The organism is Variovorax sp. PMC12 (genome assembly GCF_003019815.1).
Taxonomy (GTDB): Bacteria; Pseudomonadota; Gammaproteobacteria; order Burkholderiales; family Burkholderiaceae_C; genus Variovorax.
This window is the reverse complement of record NZ_CP027774.1, coordinates 33841-55833: the sequence shown is the minus strand read 5'-3', so window position 1 is coordinate 55833 and position 21993 is coordinate 33841. Positions and strand designations below refer to the sequence as shown.

Below are 21993 nucleotides of genomic sequence, written 5' to 3'. Positions count from 1 at the left end.
CACCGCCAGCCTGGTCACGCTGGACACGCGTCTCGCGATGAACGACGCGAGCCCTATGCACTCTAGCAGGGGCAGCCCGAGGGATCGATGAAATCCCGTCAGGACGCCGGGCATGACATATGTCAGATGCGTTGTGGGTCACCGCTGCCGATAGACAGGAGGCAGCAATAGACATGGGCGCGGCGCCACGCACGGTACCGGCCCCGCCCCGCAACCTGGACCCAACCGCCATGACGCTTTTCAGAAATCTCAGAATCTCCGCCAAGCTGGCACTTGCCTTTCTCAGCATCGTGTTGCTGATGATCGTGATGGCCGTGATTTCGATCCACCGCCTCGATCGCCTCAACGATCAGACCAACTTCATGGTGACGGCGCGCATGGCGAGCGTTCGCGATGCGGGCCAGATGAGCGAGATCGCGAACCGGGTGCGCCTGCTCGAATTCCGCCTGGCGACGATGCCGGCGGCCGAAGCCGCGGCCGTCCGACAGTCCATCGCCGAGACCTCCAAGGCCTACGAAGACATCGACAAGGCCTATCCGGCGTCGATCGGCGATGCGACCGAGCAGGCCATCTACGACCGGGTGAAGGCCCGGTATCCGGCATGGACCGCGTCGCACGCCAAGGTGGAACGGCTGGTCCAGGAAGAGCGGCGGGCCGAAGCCGTCGAGCTGCTCAATGGCGAGGCGCGGGAGACCTTCCTGGCCTTGAAGGAGCCGCTGACTCAGCTGGTCAAGCACAACGAGGATCGCGCCAAGGCCGAGGCCGAAGAAAGCAACCAGACGTTCACCACCGGATTCTTCCTCATCGCTTCGGGCACCGGCGTTGCCATCCTGCTGGCCGTGCTGTTGTCGTGGAGCGTGGCACGGGGCATCGTGATTCCGCTGAAGGAAGCCGTCGGCCTGGCGGAGGCCGTCGCGCGCGGTGATCTCACCCGCAGCCTGAGCGCCAGCAGCAAGGACGAAGTGGGCGACTTGCTCAGGGCGCTCGCGGCGATGCGCGACAACCTGATCAAGACCCTGACCGGCATGCGCGAGAGCAGCGATTCCGTGGCCACGGCAAGCGCCCAGATCGCCTCGGGCAACGTCGACCTTTCCAGCCGCACGGAGCAGACGGCCGGCAGCCTTCAGCAGACCGCGGCATCGATGGAAGAACTCACGACCACCGTCAAGACGGCGTCCGAAGCCGCGCAGCATGCGAACCAGCTGGCACAGGCCGCATCGCAGGTCGCGGTGCACGGCGGGGAAGTCATCTCGGAAGTGGTGGAGACGATGCGTGACATCCACGGGAGTTCGCAGAAGATCGCCGCCATCATCGGCACGATCGACGGCATCGCTTTCCAGACCAACATCCTGGCACTGAACGCGGCCGTGGAAGCCGCCAGGGCGGGCGAACAGGGACGGGGCTTCGCCGTGGTGGCGAGCGAGGTCCGCAACCTAGCGCAACGCAGCGCGGTCGCGGCCAAGGAAATCAAGACGCTGATCGAAGCATCGGTCGACAAGGTGGGGTCGGGCACCCAACTGGTCAACGATGCGGGCGCGACGATGGGCAAGATCGTCGAGAGCATTCAACGCGTCTCCCACACCGTCAGCGAAATCAGTGCGGGAGCGGTCGAGCAGGCGGCCGGGATCGACCAGATCAACTCGGTGGTGACGCAGCTGGACCAGATGACCCAGGAGAACTCTGCGCTGGTCGAAGAATCGGCTGCCGCCGCGGAAAGCCTCAAAAGCCAGGCGGTGCGGCTGTCTTCGCTCGTCGAGTTCTTCCAGTTGGGGACGGGCTGGCGAGCGGAGCGCGCCGAGACGGAGCTGTCCTCCCGCACGGCGCACGGCGGCGAACGGCGCGCCAAAGAAAAAAGCGCCACGGCCCCTGCTCGGGCGCAGCGCATTTCCAACGGTGCATCAGCCGTGCCGGTGCTTGGCAATACGAAGGGCGGCCAGCGCGAGAACGACAGGGAGTGGGTCACCTTCTGAGCGGTCGCTGCGGCGATCGTGGTGCGGCAAGATCAGCAGCCGAGAGAGTGACAGTGGCCGGCATCGAGGCGGTTTCCCTGAGCGGCTTTTTTCTCCCTGGCCTCTACCAGCGCCGAACCACTGTCGAAGGGCAGTGTGCTCGGGGCAGGTGAAGTCAGGGTGAAGTTTGTGCGCGGGTTGCGTGAAACGATACCAAGTGTCCTGTTGCACGCCACTCGCCCTGAAACGCAGGGCGCTTGCGCGTGATCGACCGGGAGCCAGGGCGCTGCAGGAATTCGTCGGCGGCGAGACAATCACGCTGTCTTGTCCGCCAGGCGGGCGACGGCCACTACCCGAACCCCTCTGCGCATGTCATCCCCGCCCGCCGATTCGACCCCTTCGCCCGCAACCTCGTTCTCCCTGTGGCGCATCGCCGTGCCGGCCTTTGCGCCCTCGCTGTTGTTCGGATTGGGCGAGGGCGCCATCCTGCCGATCGTGCCGCTGACGGCGCGTGGCCTGGGGGCTTCCGTGCCCATGGCGGCGCTGGTGATTGCGATGATCGGCATCGGCTCGCTGCTCAACAACATTCCCGCCTCGATGATCACGATGCGCTGGGGCGAACGCTGGGCCATCGTCGCGGCGGGTGTGTGGAGCGGTCTCGGCATGCTCCTGTGCGTGCTGACGACCCATCTGGGCCTGTTCGCCACGGGATGCTTCATGGTGGGGATGTCGCAGGCGGTCTACAACCTGGCGCGCCAGAGCTACATGACCGAAGCCGTGCCTGTCGAATACCGGGCCCGGGCACTGTCGACGCTGGGCGGCGTCATGCGCATCGGCATGTTTGCCGGGCCTTTCCTGGCGGCGGCGGCGGTGCATGCATTCGGCCTGCAGGCCGCCTATGTGGTCGGCATCGTGGCGGTGATGGGGGCCGCCGCGATAGGCGCCCGCATCCCCGACCTCGCGGTGCCACCGGTCCCGCCCGGGCAGGCGGCACCCGCTTCGACCTCCGTCGTCTCGACGCTGCGGGATCACCGCCATGTGTTCCTCACGCTCGGCATCGGCGTGGTCCTCGTCAGCGCGGTGCGGGCTTCGCGCCAGGCCGTGATTCCCCTGTGGGCCGACCACCTGCTGCTGGCCCCTTCGGTGGCTTCGCTGATCTACGGTCTTGCGGGCGCCATCGACATGCTGGTTTTCTATCCGGCCGGCAAGGTGATGGACAGGAAAGGCAGGCGCTGGGTCGCCGTGCCGTCGATGCTGATCATGGGCCTGGCCATGCTGCTGATGCCCTTGACGTCCGGCGCCCTGACGCTGTTGCTCGCCTCGTTGGCCATCGGTTTCGGAAACGGCATCGGGTCCGGGATGATCATGACCCTCGGCGCGGACCAGTCCCCGCGCCACGGGCGCGCGCACTTCCTCGGCATCTGGCGCCTGATGTCCGACATCGGCTCCTCGTGCGGTCCGGCGCTGCTGTCCCTCCTGGCCGGCGGGCTGTCGTTGGCTGCGGGCATCGCCGTGACCGGGCTGATCGCCTTTACCGCGGCCGGGACGCTGGCGTACTGGATTCCGCGGCACAGGAGCGCCGACGGCGTGAGGCCGGGCACGACGAGGCAGGGCGCGAAGCGGTAGTGCGCCTTATCGCGACTCGCGCCGGTGCTGGGCCAGCGACAACGCGGCCAGCTTCTTTTTCGCACTTTGCAGCAGCCCGAGCCGCTCGGCCGGCAACTGCGCCTTGGTGTCGCCGGGCGCGATGATCTCGAACGCCGAAGCGCTCGCCAGTTTGGCCGCGAGCGTGTCGTGATCGGCAAGGCCATTGAATCTGGCGACGGAGATCACGTGCACCTGCAAATGCCGATGAAGGGCTTTGGACAGCTTCTTGCAGGCCGCCGTCATGGCGGTCTCGTCAGGCGTCACGGCGCCATGCACGATCAGCAGTTCGATGACGTTGTCGGCATCCTCTCCCAGCACGAAGGCACGCACGACCGAATCCTTGAACTTCGAGCGCAGCATGGCGCGGACCGGCTCGGCCGCGGCGAACGACTTCAGGGCGATGCTGCGCAGTTCGCCATAGAAGACGAACGAACGGTCCAGCTTGACGGTGTCGGGTTGCTCTGCCGCCGCCTTCTGCCTGGCGAGGATGCCGCTATTGACGAGGTGCTCGATCGTCTGGCCGGCCTCGCCCGGCTCCTGCCTGGTTTGCCGGGCCAGCTCGTCCACGGAGAACGGTTGGTCGGGGGCCGCATACAGGACCTGCATGATCTTTTGCACGGCGGGGGACAGGAGAAAATCTGCAGCACTCACGGGTGTTTCGATTCGTTCGGCTTTGTTGGAGAGGCGTGGATTATGAAGTTGCGGGGCCGTCCCGAAACCGCGGACCCCAGTCCTTCGGCATGTCGATCTTGAGGAGGCTCGGCCGACGTATCCATTGAGGGTCTTCCTCATTCTTCAGGAGCAACAACCATGGCCACCAATACCGTCCGTCTTCATCGCGTGCTGCGCACCTCGCCGGAGCGCCTTTACCGGGCCTTCGTGGAGCCTGGCGCGTTCGAACGCTGGCTGCCGCCGTTCGGATTCACCGGCAAGATCCACGCCATGGAGCCCGTGGTCGGAGGCGCCTGGCGCATGTCCTTCACCAACTTCGGCACCGGGCACAGCCATTCGTTCGGCGGGAAGTACCTGGAACTCGTCCCGCACAAGCGCATTGCCTACGACGCGACCTTCGACGATGCCAATCTTCCAGGCACCATGAAGACGACGGTGACGATGACCGCGGTGTCCTGCGGCACGGAACTATCGGTCGTGCAGGAAGGCATCCCCGACATGATTCCCGTGGAGATGTGCTACCTGGGCTGGCAAGAATCGCTCGTCGCCCTGGCGCAACTGGTGGAGCCGGACATCCCGGGCTGAGGACGCGGCCGCTCGTGTTTCACCGCTCGGCGTAAACAACGCGCGCGCCGAACCGTCTGTGCAGGAAGCGGCGTTGTGCTGGCGTCGCGGCATCCATTCATGCCACCAGCGAACGACGACGTGGACCTACTCTCTTTTTTTCGCGTGCCCGCGCGGGGCCTGTGCGTGGCCGCCCTGGGAATCTCCTTTGCCGTCTTCGGTGCCGCCCCGGCGTCGGCTCGCGGCGGGGCACCAACCGACTCCATAGAGATCCGGCGCACCACCGACGGCATTCCGCATGTGCGCGCCAACAACTGGCGCGGGCTGGGCCTCGGCTACGGGCAGGCGCAGGCCGAAGACGCGTTGTGCACGCTCGCCGAGGCTTTCGTCACTTACAGCGGGCAGCGTTCGCTGTACTTTGGCGCCGAGGGAAAGCCCCGGACGCGCTCGACGTTCGGCGAGGCCGACAATCTCGACCTGGATTTCTTCTTCCGGGCATTCGCAGGTCCGGAGGCGGTCGAGGCGCTCAAGCGTGAACAGCCGGCCGACCTCAACGAACTCATTGCCGGCTACGCGGAGGGCTACAACCGCCATCTGCGCACGCTGCAGTCACGCAAGCCCGGACGCGGCGCGCCGTCGCATGCATGTGCCGGCGCGCCTTGGGTGCGAGCCATCGGGCCCGAGGATGTCTACCGCCGCATGATCGCCGCGGGACTGGCCGGTGGGTACACGCGCTTCGTTTCGGAGATCGTGAATGCGAAGCCCGCGGCCGCCGCGCCGCCCGTGCCGGCGGACAAGCTCTCGCTGTCTTCGCGGCTGGACATCCCGGTGGGTGACGCGCGCGGCATCGGCAGCAACGTGCTCGCATTTGGCCAGGCGGCGACCGGTGAACGCGGCGGCGTTCTGTTCGGCAATCCGCACTGGTACTGGGGCGGGCCCGACCGCTTCCATCAGGCGCACCTCACGTTGCCGGGCAAGCTCGACGTGGCGGGCGTGTCCTTCCTCGGCATTCCGGTCATCATGATCGGCTTCAACAACGATGTGGCCTGGAGCCACACGGTCTCCGCCGCGCGACGCTTCGGACTGTTCGACCTGACGCTGGATACGGCCGACCCCACGCGCTACATGGTCGACGGCCGCTCCGAACCCATGCAGGCCCAGACGCTTGCCGTGGCGGTGCGCCGGTCCGACGGGTCGGTGGACCTGGTGCGACGCACCCTCTATCGCACGCGCTTCGGCCCGGTGGTCGACCTGGGGGCGCGCAACCCGGCGCTGGCATGGGGCGCGCGCAAGGCGCTCGCGATGCGCGACATCAATGCCGACAACCTGCGCATCTTCCGCAACTTCTTCCGCTGGAACCAGGCGCGCTCGCTCGACGAGTTCATGGCCATCCAGCGGGAAGAGACGGCCATGCCATGGGTCAACACGGCGGCCATCGGGCGCGGCGACGGTCGGGCCTGGTATGCCGACATCGGGGCGGTACCCGGCGTGCCCGAGGACCTTCGCGCGGCATGCGCGACGCCGATGTCGAAGGCGCTTGCCGCGCTCGACCCCGCCATGCCGGTGCTCGATGGCAGCCGGTCGGCCTGCGAATGGCAGTCCGCGAAGAACGGGGTGCAGCCCGGCGCCATGGCCGCCGATCGCATGCCCAGCCTGCTGCGCGAGGACTACGTCGCCAACATGAACGACAGCTACTGGCTCACGAACCCGGCGTGGCCGTTGTCGGGGTTCGCATCGATCCTCGGAGGGGAAGGCCAGCCGCTGACGATGCGGGGGTGGGAAGGGCATCGCATCGCGAGTGAACTCGCCAGTGCCGGCGCGACCTCGGCCAAGGCATTGGCGGACCGCGTCATGCGCAAGGCATTGGAGGCACGCGCATCGACCGCGGACCGGTTCAAGGCAGCGCTGCTCGGCGGCGCCTGTGCGAAAGACCAGGCGGATATCCAGCGGGCATGCGACGTGCTGCGGCGCTGGTCCAATCGCGCCGATGCGAACGACCGGGGCGCGCTGCTCTGGGATGCCTTCTGGACCCGGGTCCAGGAAATCCCGGCCAATGAGCTCTATGCGCAGCCGTTCTCGGCATCGGCGCCGTTGCAGACACCGTCGGCGATTCAAGCGGCGGACCCGCGCGTGGCCTCCGCGCTGGCCGGCGCGGTGCACGACATGGCGCGCAAGGGCTGGGCGCTGGATACGCCGCTGGGCCAGCAGCGCTTCGCCCGCAGCGAGGGCAGGAAGCTACCCCTCTTCGGCGGCTGCGACGCGGAAGGCTACTTCACGGTCGCTTGCGCCAACGACGGCGACTACGCCATGGACGATCGCTCGCATGGCAACACCTACCTCCAGGTCGTGTACTTCGACCGACGCGGTGTGCAGGCGCGCACGCTGCTTGCACACGGTGAACGCGAAACCGCAGTGACCGGCGGCAGCGGACTGGGACCGGTGGCGCGCTATGCGCGCAAGGACTGGCTGCGCTTTCCGTTCCGCGAGGAAGACATCGCGCGCGATCCACAACTGCGGCGCGTGACCGTGCGTCCCTGAGTCGGCGCCGGCGCGATCGTCCGCCTGTCTCGCTTTGGGCGGTTCAAACGTCTTTAGGTTAAGAGACAGGGAGCAGCTCGGAAATCCGGGCCTTCTTCCGTCACAAGATAGTAATAGTTCTCATTTGTATTGTCTACAGTGAATACTTCAGGAGTACCCATGGACATGTCGCTGCAGCCAGCCGAACTCACGTTGGCGGAAGTCTTCGTCGCCAACCGCGCCCAGCTCCAGCGCGTCGCGCAAAAGATCGTCCGCACGGCGGACCTGGCCGACGAAGTGCTGCAGGACGCCTATCTCAAGCTGGCCGACGGCGCCTCCCTGCGCGAGGTGCGCAAGCCGCTCGGCTACTGCTGCCAGGTGGTGCGCAACGTGGCCTTCGACTACCACCGCCATCATTCCGTCGAAGCCAGCTACCGCACCTACTGCGAGGACGTGGAGCTTGTCAGCCCCCCCGAGCAACGACGCGCCCGAGCGCCTGCTGGACGGGCGCCAGGCACTGGCCGCGATCGACCGCGTGCTCGACGCGCTGCCCGCGCGCACCCGCCTGGCCTTCGAGCTCAACCGCCTGAGCGGCATGACTCAACGGGAGATCGGCGTGCGGCTCGGCTGCTCCGCCACGCTCGTGAACTTCATGATCAAGGACGCCGACGCGGCCCTCGAAAGCTGCCGGTACCTGGTGCAGGGCGGCTGACCCCGCATCGCCCATCGGCGATACGATGCGCCGATGACAAAGGACAAGGATCACGACCCGGTCTGGCAGGCCGCATGGACCTGGGTGCGTCGCCAGCACGAGCAGCGCGGCAGCCTCGACGGCGCGACGCGCGACGAGTTCATGCAGTGGCTCGCCGCAGATCCCCTTCACCGCAAGACCCATGAGGAGGCGGCCCGCCTCTGGCTGCTCGTGGGCCTGGTGCCGCCCGCCAACGACGTCCCTCCGCCGGACCATTCACCCGACGGCATCGCGGGCCGCTAGCCGCGGCCGCTGACCTCCGCATTCCCATTCGCGCCCGATTTCCAGCGGCCATGCCGCGGCGCAGCCGTGCCCGCGCATGCCGCTGCGGGAAATGGGTTCACACCCCCTAAACACCCGGCCTCCCGCCCCGTCATGTATCGCAAAGGGAAGGGGTGTGCGAAGCCTCTTGCCTGTCGTCTCAACAACCCCAAGAGGACCGCACATGTCTACCAGCTGCTTCGACCGCGAAGACGAAACCTTCATCGTCCTGGTCAACCACGAAGAGCAATATTCGATCTGGCCGCAATGGAAGGCCGTGCCCGGCGGATGGAAGGCTGTCGACGGCGTCCAGGGCGACAAGAAGACCGTGCTCGAGTACGTCGAGAAAACCTGGACCGACATGCGTCCGAAGTCTCTGCGCGACTGGATGGCGCAGCAGGACAGCAGCAAGAGCGCGTCGGCCGCCGCCTGAGCGAATGCAGGCGCCCCTTTCCCTGCTGTGCCTGCCCTGTGCGGGCGCCAGCGCCACCATGTACCTGCGCTGGCGCCGCCTGCTGCCGCGCTGGATCGAGGTCGTGCCGGTCGAGCTGCCCGGTCGTGGCCAGCGCCTGGGCGAGGATTTCGTCGAAGATTTCGATTCTTTGGTCGCGCGGCTGTGCGCCGAGCAGGACGCCGCGCTGCGCGGCAATTTCGCGCTCTTCGGCCACAGCATGGGCGCCTTGCTGGCCTGGGGCATTGCACAGCGCCTTCGCGCCAACGGCCGGGCGCTGCCGCGGACGCTGCTCGTGTCGGGCAGCGCCGCGCCTTCGCAGCGCGATCCGGACCGTTTCGTCGACATGGACGATGACGATGCCCTCATCGGCGATCTGCGCAAGCAGGGCGGAACGCCGCAGGAGCTCTTCACCAGCCCCGAACTGCTGCGCATGACGCTCGACACGCTCGCCGCCGACTATCGCGTGTGCCAGAGCTTCGAACACCCGGGCAACGCGCCGCTACCCGTTCCCCTGCACGCCTTCGCGGGCCGGCAGGACGACATCGAGCCCTGGCGCATGGAGGCCTGGTCCGGCGAGACCGCCCATCCCGGCTTCACGCTGAACTGGTTCGAGGGCGGCCATTTCTTCATCCGGCAGCACGAGACACCGGTGCTCGCCGTACTGGCGCAGCGCCTGGCCCAGTCCGCGACGGGAGGCGTCCATGCGCCCCGTGCCTTGGCCTGAGCCGCCGTCGCCGGGTCCCGCCGTCCTGCCGGCCCGGCAAATCAAGGAACCGATGTGAATCCGATGCATCCCATGGACTTCGTGAGCCACCTGCGCGACCTGGCTGCACGGCGGCCCGACGACACCGCGCTCATCGCCGTGACCGACCGCGACGGCGCCGCCCTGGACACGCCCATCTCCTATCGCCGGCTCGACACGCGCGTGCGCGGCCTCGCGGCGTATCTGCAACAGACTTTCGGCCGCGGCGAACGCGCGCTGATCATGCTGGACAACGGCGACGACTACGTCGTGAGCTTCTTCGCCTGCCTCTATGCCGGCCTCATCGCCGTGCCCGTGTTTCCGCCGGAATCCACGCGCAAACGGCATCTCGGCAAGCTCGAAGGCATCGCGGCCGACGCCGGCGCCTGCTGCGTGCTGACCCACGCCACCATCCAAGCGGCGATCGCCGGCGTGGGCGGGGCCTTCGTCGACGTGCCGCTGATCCCCGTGGACGGGATCGGTGCCGAAGACGCCGAACGCTGGACGCCGCATACCCCCTCTGCCACTGACATCGCCTTCCTGCAATACACCTCCGGCTCCACCTCGGCGCCCAAGGGCGTCATGGTCACGCATGCCAACCTCATGGCGAACATGCGTGCGATCGAAGAAGGGCTCTCGGTCGGACCCGACGACATCTTCGCGACCTGGCTGCCGCTGAACCACGACATGGGGCTGATCGGCGGCCTGCTGCAGCCGCTGCATCGCGGCATTCCCGTCGCGCTGATGTCGCCACGCTATTTCCTGGAGCGGCCCGTGCGCTGGCTCGAAGCCATCTCGCGCCACCGCGCGACCATCAGCGGCGGCCCCGACTTCGCCTATCGCCTGTGCCTCGACCGCGTGTCCGAAGCGCAGTTGCAGAAGCTCGACCTGTCGAGCTGGGGCCTGGCGTTTTCCGGTGCCGAGCCCGTGCGCGCCGACACGCTGCGCGAGTTCAGGAAGCAGTTCGCACCCGCAGGATTTGCCGCCGGCGCGGTGTACCCCTGCTATGGCCTGGCCGAGTCCACGCTGTTCGTGACGGGCGGCGAGCGCGGCGCCGGCATGGTGGCGCGCGACTTCTCCAGCAGCGGCTTGGCCCGCGGCATCGTCGAAACCGGCACCGAAGAAAGTGCCACCCTCGTCGGCTGCGGCCGCGCCGTGACGGGCCATGCCGTGCGCATCGTCGATCCCGTCACGCTGGCGGTGCGCGATGCGGGCCATGTCGGCGAAATCTGGGCCAGCGGCCCCAGCATCGGCAGCGGCTACTGGAACAAGCCGCAGGTGTCGCGGGAGACCTTCGTCGCGCACGACGGCGCGATCTGGCTGCGCACCGGCGACCTCGGCTTCCTGCACGACGGCCAGCTCTACGTGGCGGGGCGCATCAAGGACATGATCATCGTGCGCGGCCACAACCTGTACCCGCAGGACATCGAGCGCATGATCGAACTCGAGGTCGACATCGTGCGCAAGGGCCGTGTGGCGGCCTTCGCCGTCGACGGCCCCGAGGGGGAAGGCATCGGGCTGGCCGCCGAGGTATCGCGCAGCACGCAGAAGCTGGTGAAGCCCGAAGCGCTGGTCGAGACGCTCAGCGCCGCGGTGGGCGAGCAGTTCGGCGAGCCGCTGTCCGTCGTCATGCTGCTGAACCCTGGCGGCATGCCCAAGACCACGAGCGGCAAGCTGCAGCGCGGTGCATGCCGCCAGGGCTGGATCGACCGCACCGCCGACGCCTATGCGATGTATGCGCACGGTGCGTTCGTTCTCGGCGATTCCGCCGCGGCGCCCGCACCCGCCATCGAGCGGCCGCTCGATGACGTAGAGAAGGCCGTCGTCGCGATCTGGAGCGAAGTGCTGCGCCGCGACGCACAGACCGCGCCGCCGCGCGACACGCACTTCTTCATCCACGGAGGCAACTCGCTCGCCGCGACGCAGGTGGCGGCCCGCATCGCCGATCGATGGGAGATCGAGTTTCCGGTGCGCGCGCTGTTCGAGCGGCCGCGCCTCGGCGCGCTGGCTGCGGAAGTGCGCCGCCTGCTCGCCACCGGCCTGCGCAAGCCGCGCAGCGTGATCCCCGTGATGCCGGCCGAGCATCGTGCGAAGCCGCTCGCGCTGTCGCACGCGCAGGAGCGCCAGTGGTTCCTGTGGCAGCTCGACCCGAAAAGCACCGCCTACCACGTGAGCGTGGCGCTGGATCTGGCCGGCGTCCTGGACGCCGATGCGCTGGACGCGGCGCTCGGCGACCTGGTCGATCGCCACGAGAGCCTGCGCACCGTGTTTCGCGCGGCGGCGGACGGCACGGTTGCTCAGGTCATTGCGCCGGCGCTGCGGCTCGCGCTGCGGCGTATCGACCTCGGCGCATGGCCCGCCGAAGCGCGGGAGGCCGCTGCCGCCGAGCATGCCAGCCAGTGCCACGCCGAGCCCTTCGACCTCGGTGAAGGCCCGCTGCTGCGCGCGGCGCTGATCCGCATCGACGAAGCCCGGCACCTGCTGGTCGTCGTCATGCATCACATCGTGTCCGATGGCGCTTCGATGCAGGTGCTGGTCGAGGAACTCGGCGCCGCCTATGCCGCCCGTGCGAAAGGCGCGGCACCGCAGTTCAAGCCGCTGCCGGTCCAGTATGCCGACTACGCCCTCTGGCAGCGCGACTGGCTCGCCGCCGGCGAGGCCGAGCGCCAGCTCGCGTATTGGCGCGGACAGCTGGGCGCCGACCATCCCGTGCTGGCTCTGCCCACGGACCATCCCCGGCATGCGGTCGCGGCCTACCGCGCGGCCGGCCATGCCTTCGAGTTCGACGCCGAACTCACCCGGCGCCTGCGCGCCACCGCGCAGGCGCACGGCGCGACATTCTTCATGGCGCTGCTTGCCGGCTTCCAGGCGCTGCTGCACCGCTACACCGGCAAGCAGGACGTGCGTGTCGGCGTGCCGGTCGCCAACCGCCAGCGGCCGGAAACCGCCGGGCTGATCGGCTTCTTCGTCAATACTCAGGTGCTTCGCAGCACGTTGCAGGGCCGCATGAGCCTTGTGCAACTGCTGGCGCAGACACGGGAAGCCGCGCTCGGCGCGCAGGCGCACCAGGACCTGCCGTTCGAACAGATCGTCGAGGCCCTGCAGCCGCAGCGCAGCCTGAGCCATAGCCCTCTGTTCCAGGTGATGTTCAACCACCTGCGCGAAGACACGGGCATGCCGCGCTTGCTGCCCGGCCTGGAGGCGCGCGAGCACCGCATCGCCGACAGCGCCGCGCAGTTCGAACTCATGCTCGACATCCGCGAACATGCCGACGGAAGCACCGGTGCGGTGCTCACCTATGCGGCCGAACTGTTCGAGCCAACCACCATCGCGCGCATGGCCACGCACTACCGCGCGCTGCTGGAAGCGCTGGCGGCCGATCCCGCGCAGGCGCTGGGCGACGTGCAGTGGCTCGATGCCACCGAGCGGCATCGGCTGCGCGAATGGTCGGCCGGCGAGCCGCAGGCGCCGCACGCGCAGCCCGTGCACCGCCTGTTCGAGGCGCAGGCGCGAGCCACGCCCGGGGCCATTGCCCTGATCGACGGCGACACCCAACTCAGCTACGCGGTTCTGAACGCGCGTGCCAACCGACTCGCGCACCGGCTGGTCCGCCAGGGGGTGGTGCCCGACCGCACTGTCGCGGTGGCCATCCAAGCACCGGCCGATCGCGTGGCTGGCCTCCTCGGCGTGCTGAAGGCCGGAGGCACCTACCTGCCGCTGGACCCTTCGCATCCTCCGCAAAGGCTTGCGCAGTTGCTGGAAGACAGCGGCGCGCGCGTGCTGCTCACCGACAGCGCCAACGCCGATGCGCTCGATGCGGGCGGCATCGCCAGGGTGGTGCTCAGTGAGGCGCTGGCCCAAGGCGCCGAGCCGGCCACCGATCCAGACATCGCGCTGCACGACGCCCACCTCGCCTACGTCATCTACACCTCCGGCACCACGGGGCGGCCCAAGGGCGTGGCCGTGGCACACGGCGCGATTTCGATGCATGTCCAGGCAATGGCGCGGGCCTGCGGCATGCGCGCGGAAGACCGGTCGCTGCAGTTTGCGCTGCCGCATGTCGACGCATCCATCGAGCAATGCCTGCTGCCGCTGGTTGCGGGTGCGGCGCTCGTGGTGCAGCCGCAGTGGTGCTCTCTTGCCGGTGAACTCGACGCCCTGCTGCAGCGACACCGCGTGAGCGTGGTCGACCTCCCGCCGGCCTATGCACGCCAACTGATGCAGGGCCAGGTACCGTTCGCGCATGCCGTGCGCCTTGCGCTCTTCGGCGGCGAGGCCTGGACCGGCGAAGACATCGCGCTGATCCGGCGCGTGCTGCGCCCGGGGCAGATCGTCAACGCCTACGGCCCGACCGAAGCCGTCATCACGCCCACCGCCTGGCACGGCACGGCGGATGACGCGGAGCAGGCGCCGCAGGGCTACGTGCCCATCGGCCGTCCCGTGGGCCGTCGCACCGCGCATGTGCTCGACGCGAACCTGCAGCCGCTTCCCCAGGGCGTTCCCGGCGAGCTGTACCTCGGCGGCGAAGGGCTGGCGCGCGGCTACCTCGGCCGCGCGGCCCTCACGGCCGAACGCTTCGTCGCCGATCCCTTCGATGCGGCGGGTGGCAGGCTCTACCGCACCGGCGACCTCGTGCGCTGGCGCGGCGACGGCCAGCTCGAATACCTGGGCCGTCTCGACCACCAGGTGAAAGTCCGGGGCTTTCGCATCGAACTTGCCGAAATCGAAGCGCGCCTGCGCGAGCACGCGGCGGTTCGCGAGGCATTGGTGCTCGTGCACGACGGCGCAGCCGGCGCCTCGCTGGTGGCCTATGTATCGCCCGCACCCGCCGCGCAGATCGACACAGCGGCGTTGCGGGAGCAACTGGGCCGCGTCCTGCCCGACTACATGGTGCCCTCGGCCTTCGTGGCGCTCGACAGCTTCCCGCTCACCGCGGGCGGCAAGGTAGACCGCCGCGCGCTGCCGGCACCCGCCTTGCCCGACCGCCAGGACTACGAGGCACCGCAGGGCGACGTCGCCCAGGCGCTGGCCTCGATCTGGACCGAACTGCTCAAGGTCGAGAAGGTGGGCATGCACGACAACTTCTTCGATCTCGGCGGCAACTCGCTGCTGGTGATCCGCATGCACCGGCTGATGGAAGACCGGCTCAGTCCGGGCCTGACCGTGGTCGATCTCTTCAAGTTTCCCACCGTCGGCGCGCTGGCGCGCCGCATCGAGCAGGGACGTGGCGCGGCACAGGCCGCCCGCAACGACGACGGCGACAGCGAGCAGGCGCGCGCCCAGCGCCAGCGCGCTGCCCTGCTGCAGCGCCGCCGTCCCACCGAAAGAAGCTTCTGATGCAAGACCAAGACACAGCGCCGTCCGGACTCACGGGCATCGAGATCGCCATCGTCGGCATGGCTGGGCGATTTCCGGGCGCGCCCGATGTCGACACCTTCTGGCGCAACATCCGCGACGGCGTCGAATCGGTCACCGTTTTCAGCGACGAGCAACTGCGCGCGCGCGGCGTGCCCGAGCGCACGCTGGCCGACCCCGACTATGTGAAGGCCGGCGTGCTGTTCGAAGGCTTCGACCAGTTCGACGCCGGCTTCTTCGGCTATTCCCCGCGCGAGGCCGAGCACCTCGATCCGCAGCAGCGCATCTTCCTCGAATGCGCCTGGGAGGCGCTGGAGCACGCGGGCTGGCAGGCCAGGAAGAACCCCGCGTCGGTCGGCGTCTACGCGGGCGATGGACCCAACCTCTACCTGATGCGGCACCTGCTGCCCGCCTTCGGCGTCGACGCCGGCACGGGCATCGCCGACATGCTGGGCCTGATGAGCGGCAACTCCGCCGGCTCGCTGTGCACGCGCGTGGCCTACAAGCTCGACCTGCGCGGCCCTGCCGTCAGCGTGCAGACCGAATGCTCGACCTCGCTGGTGGCGGTGCACATGGCCTGCCAGGCCCTGCTGAGCCACGACTGCGACATGGCGCTGGCCGGCGGCGTGTGGCTCAATTTGCTGCAAGAGGGCGGCTACCGCTACCAGAGCGGCGCCATCCTCTCGCCCGACGGCCACTGCCGCGCCTTCGACGCCAAGGCGGCGGGCACCGTCATCGGCAGCGGCGCGGGCATCGTCGTGCTCAAGCGGCTGCAGGAGGCGCTGCGCGACGACGACACCATCCACGCCGTCATCAAGGGCAGCGCCGCCAACAACGACGGTGCGGACAAGATCGGCTTCACCGCGCCCAGCGTGCAGGGGCAGGCCGGCGTGATCCGCGCGGCGCAGATGATGGCCGACGTGCCCGCGCACACCATCGGCTATGTGGAAGCGCACGGCACCGGCACCACGCTCGGCGACCCGATCGAGATGGCCGCGCTGACGCAGGCCTTTGCGAGCGGCGGGGCGGCGGCTGGAGGCCGGTGCGCCATCGGCTCGGTCAAGACCAACATCGGCCACCTCGACGCGGCCGCCGGCGTGGCCGGGCTCATCAAGGCGACGATGGCGCTGCGGCACAGGACGCTGCCGCCCAGCCTGCATTTCGAGCAACCCAATCCGCAGATCGACTTTGAGAACAGCCCGTTCTACGTGAACACCGAGGCACGGCCGTGGCCCAAGGGCGATGCGCCGCGCCGCGCGGGCGTCAGCGCCTTCGGCATCGGCGGCACCAATGTGCACGTCGTGCTCGAAGAGGCGCCCGAAGCGCCGGCCATCGCGGCGTCGCCGCAAGGGCAGGGCGGCTGGCAGGTGCTGCCGCTGTCGGCCATGAGCGCCACCGCCGTGCGGCAGGCCGCGCAGCGGCTCGGCTCGCACCTCGCGGAACAGCCCCATGCCGCGTTGGCCGACGCCGCATACACGCTGCAGACTGGCCGCAGGCCCTTCGCCCATCGCTGCGCCGTGGTCGCCGACGAGTCGCAGGCCGCCGCGCGCATGCTCGCTTCGGGAGAAGGTGTCATCACGGCTTCCGCCCCGGTACCCGAGCAGCCGCCTGAAGTGGCCTTCCTGTTCCCCGGCGGCGGCACGCAGCACGCCAACATGGGCCTCGCGCTCTATCGCGACGATGCGCCGTTCCGCGAGGACATCGACCGCTGCTGCGAACTGCTGCGCCCCGAGCTCGGTCTCGACCTGCGCGAACTGCTGTTTACCGCGACGGAAGTGGAGGCCGGGGCCGACGCGCGCCTGTTCGACATCGCCTTCGCGCAGCCTGCTTTATTCGTCGTCGAATATGCAATGGCGCATTGGTGGATGCGGCGCGGCGTGCGCCCCACCGTGATGCTCGGCCACAGCCTGGGCGAATACGTGGCGGCCTGCCTGGCGGGCGTGTTCCGGCTGGAAGACGCGCTGCGCCTCGCCGCCCTGCGCGGTCGCCTGCTGCAATCCATGCCTCCCGGCGCAATGACGGCTGTGCCGCTGTCGCAGGCAGAACTCGCGCCTTTCCTGACCCACGGCTGCGACCTGGGAGCGGACAACGGCGAGCAGCTGTGCGTGATCTCCGGTCCGCTCGACGCCATCGAGGCCACCGAAGAGAAGCTGCGCGCACAGGGCCACCTGCCGCGCCGGCTGCACGTGTCGATCGCCTCGCATTCCTCGATGACGCAGCCGCTGCTCGCGCAGCTGGAGCAGCTCATCGCCTCGGTGCCGCGGCAGGCGCCGAAGATTCCGTTCATCTCCAACGTCACCGGCCGGCTCATCACGGCCGAGCAGGCGGTCAGCCCGGCCTACTGGGCGCGACACCTGCGCGGCACGGTGCAGTTCACCGCCGGACTGCGCACGCTCTTCGAGGTGCCGGGGCGGGTGGTGCTCGAAGTCGGCCCCGGCGAAACGCTCGCCGGCCTGGCGCGCCAGCACCCGATGGCCGCCTCGGCCGCCGCCGTGCACGCCAGCCAGGCACATCCGCAGCAACGCACGCGCAACGCGCAGCAGATCGCCCATGCGCTCGCCAGCCTGTGGCTTGCGGGCGTGGACATCGACTGGGCTGCCTGCCATGCGGGACAGGCGCGGCGCCGCGTGCCGCTGCCGGCCTATCCGTTCCAGCGCCGCCGCTACTGGGTCGACGCGCCCGATGCCATGTCGGCGAAGTCCGCGCGCAAGGCACCTTCGGATGCGTTCTACGTCCCTTCGTGGAAGCGGATCGAGCCGCTGCTGTCCGCCGCGCCCGGGAACACGGCCGATGCAGGCTGCGTGCTCGTGTTCGGCGATGGCCGCAGCCTCACCGGCCATCTCGTCCGGCATCTGCGTTCACTGGGCCATGCGGTGGTCGTCGCCCAGCGCGGCCCGGCCTTCGCGCGTACCGGCCGCGATGACTGGGCCCTGCGCCCCGGCGAGCGCGACGACCATGCGCAGCTGCTGCGCGAGGTCGAAGCCGACTTCGGCGCCGTCACGGCCATCCACCATCTGTGGTGCCTCGACGAAGTGCCGGCCTCGCAGCCGCAGCCCGAGCTGCTGGAGCGCAGCTTCTTCAGCCTGCTGGCGCTCGTGCAGGCGCTCGACACGCGCACCTCGGCGGCCTTGGCCGGCAAGCTGCCGATCACCGTCGTCGCCAACCAGATCGAAGATGTCACTGGCACCGAGCCGCTGTGTCCCGAGAAGGCTACGCTGCCGGGCATGGCCAAGGTGATCGGGCAGGAATGCCCGCGCATCCATTGCCGCGTGATCGACGTCATGCTGCCCGCGCCCGAGAGCGATGCCGAAACCCTGCTGGTCGAGCAGATCGCCGCGGAATCCGCCGCGCTGCGGGCCGATCCCGGCGAGCCGCTGCTGGCCTATCGCGGTGCGCACCGCTGGGCGAAGGCATACGAGCCCGCGCCGCTTCCCGCCGCCGCGCAGCGCCTGCGCAAGCAGGGCGTGTACCTGATCACCGGCGGCCTCGGCGGCGTCGGCCTCGCCATTGCGAAGCATCTGGCACAGCACTGGCAGGCCAGGCTGGTGCTGCTCGGCCGCACCGCGATGCCGGAGCGCGCGGCGTGGGCCTCGCTGGCCGAGGACGAGGCGCAGCCCTCCCCGCTGAAGAACAGGCTGCGCCAGTTGCTCGAACTCGAATCGTTGGGCGCAGAAGTGCTGAGCGTCGAGGCCGATGTGTCCGACGCTGCCCAGTTGCGTGCCGCGCTCGAGCGGGCGGACGCGCGCTTCGGCGGGCTGCACGGTATCGTCCACGCGGCAGGCGACGCGGGCGGCGGCATGCTGGCGCAGCGCACGCGCGCCCAGGTCGACACCGTCTTCGCGACCAAGGTGCGCGGCACCCGCGTGCTGCTGGACGCGGTGCGCGGCCGGCCGCTCGACTTCGTGCAGTTCTGCTCTTCCATCTCCAGCGTGGCCGGCGGGCTGGGCATGAGCGACTACGCCGCGGCCAATGCGTACCTCGACGCCGTGGCCATCGCCCATGCGCGCGTCGGCAAGTTCCCGGTCTTCTCGGTCAACTGGGACGCCTGGCGCGGCTTGGGCATGGCCGAGCACATGGAGGTGCCCGACGGCATCGGCATGGACGGGCCGGAAGGCGCGCGCACCTTCGAGCGCATCGTCAACGGCCCGCTGCGGCCGCAGACCGTGATCTCGACCACCGACCTCGCCCAGCGCCTCGGCCCGCTGGACAACGGCATGCTCGACATGCTCGCGGCCGAGGACGCGCAGCCCGCGGCGAGCGGCGGCAGCCATCCGCGCCCCGCGCTGCAGACACCCTTCGCCGCGCCCGAAGGCGAACTCGCCAATGCCCTGGCCGCGCTGTGGACCGAACGCCTGGGCATCGCGCCCATCGGCATGGACGACAACCTGTTCGAGCTGGGCGGCGATTCGCTGGTGGCCATCCAGCTGCTGTCGCGCGTGCGCAAGGCCTACGCGGTCGAGCTGCATCCCAGCGAGTTCTTCAAGGCGCCGACCATCGCCGGACTGATCGCGCACATGCCGGCGAATGGCAAGGCGCCCCGGCCGACGCAGGCCGCCGCGATGGAGATCGCGCCCATTCCGCGCACGGGTGCGCTGCCGCTGTCGCCCATGCAGCGCCGTCTCTGGCTCGTCGACCGGCTCACCGACGACCGCAATGTGACGGGCCGCGCGGCCTACAACATGTCGGCCGGACTGGCTCTGCACGGCGAACTGAACGTCGATGTGCTGCGCGCGGCCATCGACGCCATCGTCGCGCGGCACGAGGTGCTGCGTACCGTGTTCGCCGAGGACGACGAGGGCGAACCGGTGTCGGTGATCGGTGCCGGCGCGCGCCTGGACATTCCGCTCGTCGATATCGACGAAGCCGACAAGGCCGCGCGCGAGCGCCGCTACGCGACCCTGTTCGACGAGCTCGTGCGCACGCCTTTTTCGCTGGCTGAAGGCCCGCTCATCAAGGCCACCATCGTGCGCATGGGCGAGCGCGAGCATGTGCTGGTGCTCGTGGTGCACCACATCGTGTTCGACGGCTGGTCGATCGCGGTGTTCGCGCGCGAGCTCGGCGAGTTCTACGAACGGGCGCTGCGCGGGCAGCCGCTGGCGCTTGCGCCGCTGCCGGTGCAGTACGTGGACTACGCCGCGTGGTACGCCCGCACGCTCGCCTGCGAGGCATTCGCGCCCAAGGCCGAGTTCTGGCGTACCTGCCTGCGCAACGCGCCGGAGGTCTCGACCCTGCAGCCCGACCACCAGCGTCCGGGCACCGCCTCGCATGCGGGCGATTCGGTGGTGCTCGAGCTGCCGCCGGCCTTGTCGCAGGCGCTGGCCGCGCTGGCGCGCGAATGCGACACCTCGCTGTTCACGCTGCTGCTGTCCTCCTTCTTCCTGTTCTTCCACCAGGCCTCGGGCGCGGACGACATCGTGATCGGTACCGACGTGGCTGGCCGCGGCCACCCGGACCTCGAACAGCTGCTCGGCTTCTTCGTCAACGTGGTGCCGCTGCGCTCGCGCCTGGACGACCGGCGGATGGACTTCCGGCAATGGCTTGCGCAAGCCAGGCAGCAGACGCTTGCCGCCATGGACCACCAGGACGTGCCCTTCGACCAGATCGTCGAGCTGTCGGGCGCACGGCGCGCGCGTGACCGCAACCCGCTGGTGCAGGTGCTCTTCGTCCTGCAGAACACGCCAGAGATCCGGTTCGCCATCGAAGGCGCCGAGGTCGAGGTGCTGCCCCAGCAGATGAACGAATCCAAGTTCGACCTGGCGGTGTTCGCCAGGGAACAGGCCGGCGCGCTCACCGTCGAGTGGGTGTACGCCACGGACCTGTACCGGCGGAAGACCGTCGAAGAGTTCACCGCTTCGTGGCATGCGCTGCTGGAGCGGATCGTCGCAACTCCGGGCCAGGCTATCGAGGCACTGGCCCCCTCGCAAACGCAGGAGCGAATCAACATGAACACCGCGAAATCCACCGGCGCCGCCGGCAAGCTGGACAAGCTCGGCAAGTTGGACAAACTGGTCAAGGCAGGACCGGGCCGCGAAGCGCCGCGCGCCGTGGCGCGCCCCGTCGTGCAGACCTCTTTCCTCCAGCCCGGCGCCGAATTCCCCATCGTGCTGCAGGCCACCACCGACGACCTCGACACCGTGGCCTGGGCCAGGAGCCAGGCCGACTACATCGAGATGCTGGTTGCAAGGCACGGCGGCATCCTGTTTCGCAACTTCGGCCTGAAGACACCGCAGGACTTCGAGGCCTTTGCCGAGGCCATCGAGCCGGAGCTGTACGGCAGCTACGGCGACCTGCCGAAGAAGGAAGGCGGCAAGAAGACCTACCGCTCCACGCCGTACCCGGAGCGGCAGATGATCCTGTTCCACAACGAAAGCTCGCACCTCGACCGCTGGCCGCGCAAGCAGTGGTTCTTCTGCGAGCTGCCTTCGCCCGTGGGCGGCGCCACGCCCATCGTCGATTGCCGCGAGATGCTGCGCCGCCTGCCCGCCGAGATGGTGGCCGAGTTCGAACGCAGGGAACTGCTGTACGTGCGTACCTTCACGCCGGGCCTGGACGTGAGCTGGCGCGACTTCTACAAGACAGAGCGCCGCGAAGAGGTGGAGGCCCGCCTGGCCGCCGCCGGCATCGCCTGGCGCTGGCTCGACAACGACACGCTGCAGACGCGCACGCGCTGCCCGGCGGTGATCCGCCATCCGCTGACGGGCGAGAAGGTTTTCTTCAACCAGATCCAGCTGCACCACGTGGCCTGCCTGGAGGCGCAGGTGCGCGAGGACCTGCTCGCCATCGGCGGCATCGACCGCCTGCCGCGCCACGTGATGTACGGCGACGGCTCGCCCATCGCCGACGAAACCATGGCCATCGTCGGGCGGGTGTACGAGGAATGCGCCGTGCGCTTCGACTGGCAGCAGGGCGACATCGTCATGCTCGACAACATGCTTGCGGCCCATGCGCGCGATCCGTACGAGGGGCCGCGCAAGATCGTGGTGGCGATGGGCGCGATGTTCGACCGTGCCGCGCTCGAAGGCGCGCCGCAGGTGGCCGCCAATGCGCGCCTGGCCGACGAGCAGGGGGCCTGAACGCAATG

11 protein-coding genes and 1 pseudogene are annotated in these 21993 nt (G+C 69.0%); 11 read left to right on the top strand and 1 reads right to left on the bottom strand.

Annotation, left to right across the window (positions count from 1 at the left end; translation table 11 throughout):
* The first annotated feature begins 173 nt into the window (after window positions 1–173).
* Both C4F17_RS33770 and C4F17_RS27760 read left to right on the top strand, forming a co-directional pair.
* Window positions 174–1970: a methyl-accepting chemotaxis protein gene (locus tag C4F17_RS33770; protein WP_159053754.1), complete on the top strand. Its 1797-nt coding sequence runs from the start codon at window positions 174–176 to the stop codon at window positions 1968–1970.
* Window positions 1971–2318: 348 nt separating this feature from the next.
* Window positions 2319–3575 (top strand): MFS transporter, encoded by a 1257-nt coding sequence (locus C4F17_RS27760; RefSeq protein WP_106937759.1) that lies wholly within the window; start codon window positions 2319–2321, stop codon window positions 3573–3575.
* A 6-nt stretch (window positions 3576–3581) separates the two neighbouring features.
* On the opposite strand, the gene C4F17_RS27755 is transcribed toward C4F17_RS27760, so the two are convergent.
* Window positions 3582–4247 carry a hypothetical protein gene (locus C4F17_RS27755; RefSeq protein ID WP_106937758.1) on the bottom strand — a complete coding sequence of 222 codons (666 nt, stop codon included), beginning with the start codon at window positions 4245–4247 and terminating at the stop codon, window positions 3582–3584.
* 159 nt (window positions 4248–4406) lie between these two features.
* On the opposite strand from C4F17_RS27755, the gene C4F17_RS27750 reads away from it, so the two are divergent.
* The 9 genes and pseudogenes from C4F17_RS27750 to C4F17_RS33765 all read left to right on the top strand — a co-directional run bounded on the left by C4F17_RS27750 (window position 4407) and on the right by C4F17_RS33765 (window position 21985).
* Window positions 4407–4853, top strand: a complete 447-nt coding sequence (locus C4F17_RS27750; RefSeq protein WP_106937757.1) for an SRPBCC family protein — start codon at window positions 4407–4409, stop codon at window positions 4851–4853.
* Window positions 4854–4952: 99 nt separating this feature from the next.
* Entirely contained in the window at window positions 4953–7370 is a 2418-nt protein-coding gene (locus C4F17_RS27745) for a penicillin acylase family protein (protein ID WP_234383102.1), read from the top strand.
* A 159-nt stretch (window positions 7371–7529) separates the two neighbouring features.
* A pseudogene (locus C4F17_RS33550) lies at window positions 7530–7706 on the top strand (sigma-70 family RNA polymerase sigma factor); the annotation flags it as partial.
* Between the two features lie 103 nt (window positions 7707–7809).
* Window positions 7810–8061 (top strand): sigma factor-like helix-turn-helix DNA-binding protein, encoded by a 252-nt coding sequence (locus C4F17_RS33545; protein WP_234383101.1) that lies wholly within the window; start codon window positions 7810–7812, stop codon window positions 8059–8061.
* Between the two features lie 33 nt (window positions 8062–8094).
* Window positions 8095–8343, top strand: a complete 249-nt coding sequence (locus C4F17_RS27735; RefSeq protein ID WP_106937755.1) for a FecR/PupR family sigma factor regulator — start codon at window positions 8095–8097, stop codon at window positions 8341–8343.
* Between the two features lie 202 nt (window positions 8344–8545).
* Window positions 8546–8794 (top strand): MbtH family protein, encoded by a 249-nt coding sequence (locus C4F17_RS27730; protein ID WP_081266156.1) that lies wholly within the window; start codon window positions 8546–8548, stop codon window positions 8792–8794.
* Window positions 8795–8798: 4 nt separating this feature from the next.
* Window positions 8799–9539 carry a thioesterase II family protein gene (locus tag C4F17_RS27725; RefSeq protein WP_106937754.1) on the top strand — a complete coding sequence of 247 codons (741 nt, stop codon included), beginning with the start codon at window positions 8799–8801 and terminating at the stop codon, window positions 9537–9539.
* A 63-nt stretch (window positions 9540–9602) separates the two neighbouring features.
* Window positions 9603–14894: a non-ribosomal peptide synthetase gene (locus C4F17_RS27720; RefSeq protein ID WP_106937753.1), complete on the top strand. Its 5292-nt coding sequence runs from the start codon at window positions 9603–9605 to the stop codon at window positions 14892–14894.
* Window positions 14894–21985: a type I polyketide synthase gene (locus C4F17_RS33765; protein WP_106937752.1), complete on the top strand. Its 7092-nt coding sequence runs from the start codon at window positions 14894–14896 to the stop codon at window positions 21983–21985. The genes C4F17_RS27720 and C4F17_RS33765 overlap by 1 nt, the downstream gene beginning before the upstream one ends.
* The last annotated feature ends 8 nt before the right edge of the window (window positions 21986–21993 follow it).

Excerpts from the sequence above, each read along its gene's own strand:
- C4F17_RS33770 (WP_159053754.1), top strand. The coding sequence starts at position 174 with ATGGGCGCGGCGCCACGCACGGTACCGGCCCCGCCCCGCAACCTGGAC.
- C4F17_RS27760 (WP_106937759.1), top strand. The coding sequence starts at position 2,319 with ATGTCATCCCCGCCCGCCGATTCGACCCCTTCGCCCGCAACCTCGTTC.
- C4F17_RS27750 (WP_106937757.1), top strand. The coding sequence starts at position 4,407 with ATGGCCACCAATACCGTCCGTCTTCATCGCGTGCTGCGCACCTCGCCG.
- C4F17_RS27745 (WP_234383102.1), top strand. The coding sequence starts at position 4,953 with ATGCCACCAGCGAACGACGACGTGGACCTACTCTCTTTTTTTCGCGTG.
- C4F17_RS27735 (WP_106937755.1), top strand. The coding sequence starts at position 8,095 with ATGACAAAGGACAAGGATCACGACCCGGTCTGGCAGGCCGCATGGACC.
- C4F17_RS27730 (WP_081266156.1), top strand. The coding sequence starts at position 8,546 with ATGTCTACCAGCTGCTTCGACCGCGAAGACGAAACCTTCATCGTCCTG.
- C4F17_RS27725 (WP_106937754.1), top strand. The coding sequence starts at position 8,799 with ATGCAGGCGCCCCTTTCCCTGCTGTGCCTGCCCTGTGCGGGCGCCAGC.
- C4F17_RS27720 (WP_106937753.1), top strand. The coding sequence starts at position 9,603 with ATGCATCCCATGGACTTCGTGAGCCACCTGCGCGACCTGGCTGCACGG.
- C4F17_RS33765 (WP_106937752.1), top strand. The coding sequence starts at position 14,894 with ATGCAAGACCAAGACACAGCGCCGTCCGGACTCACGGGCATCGAGATC.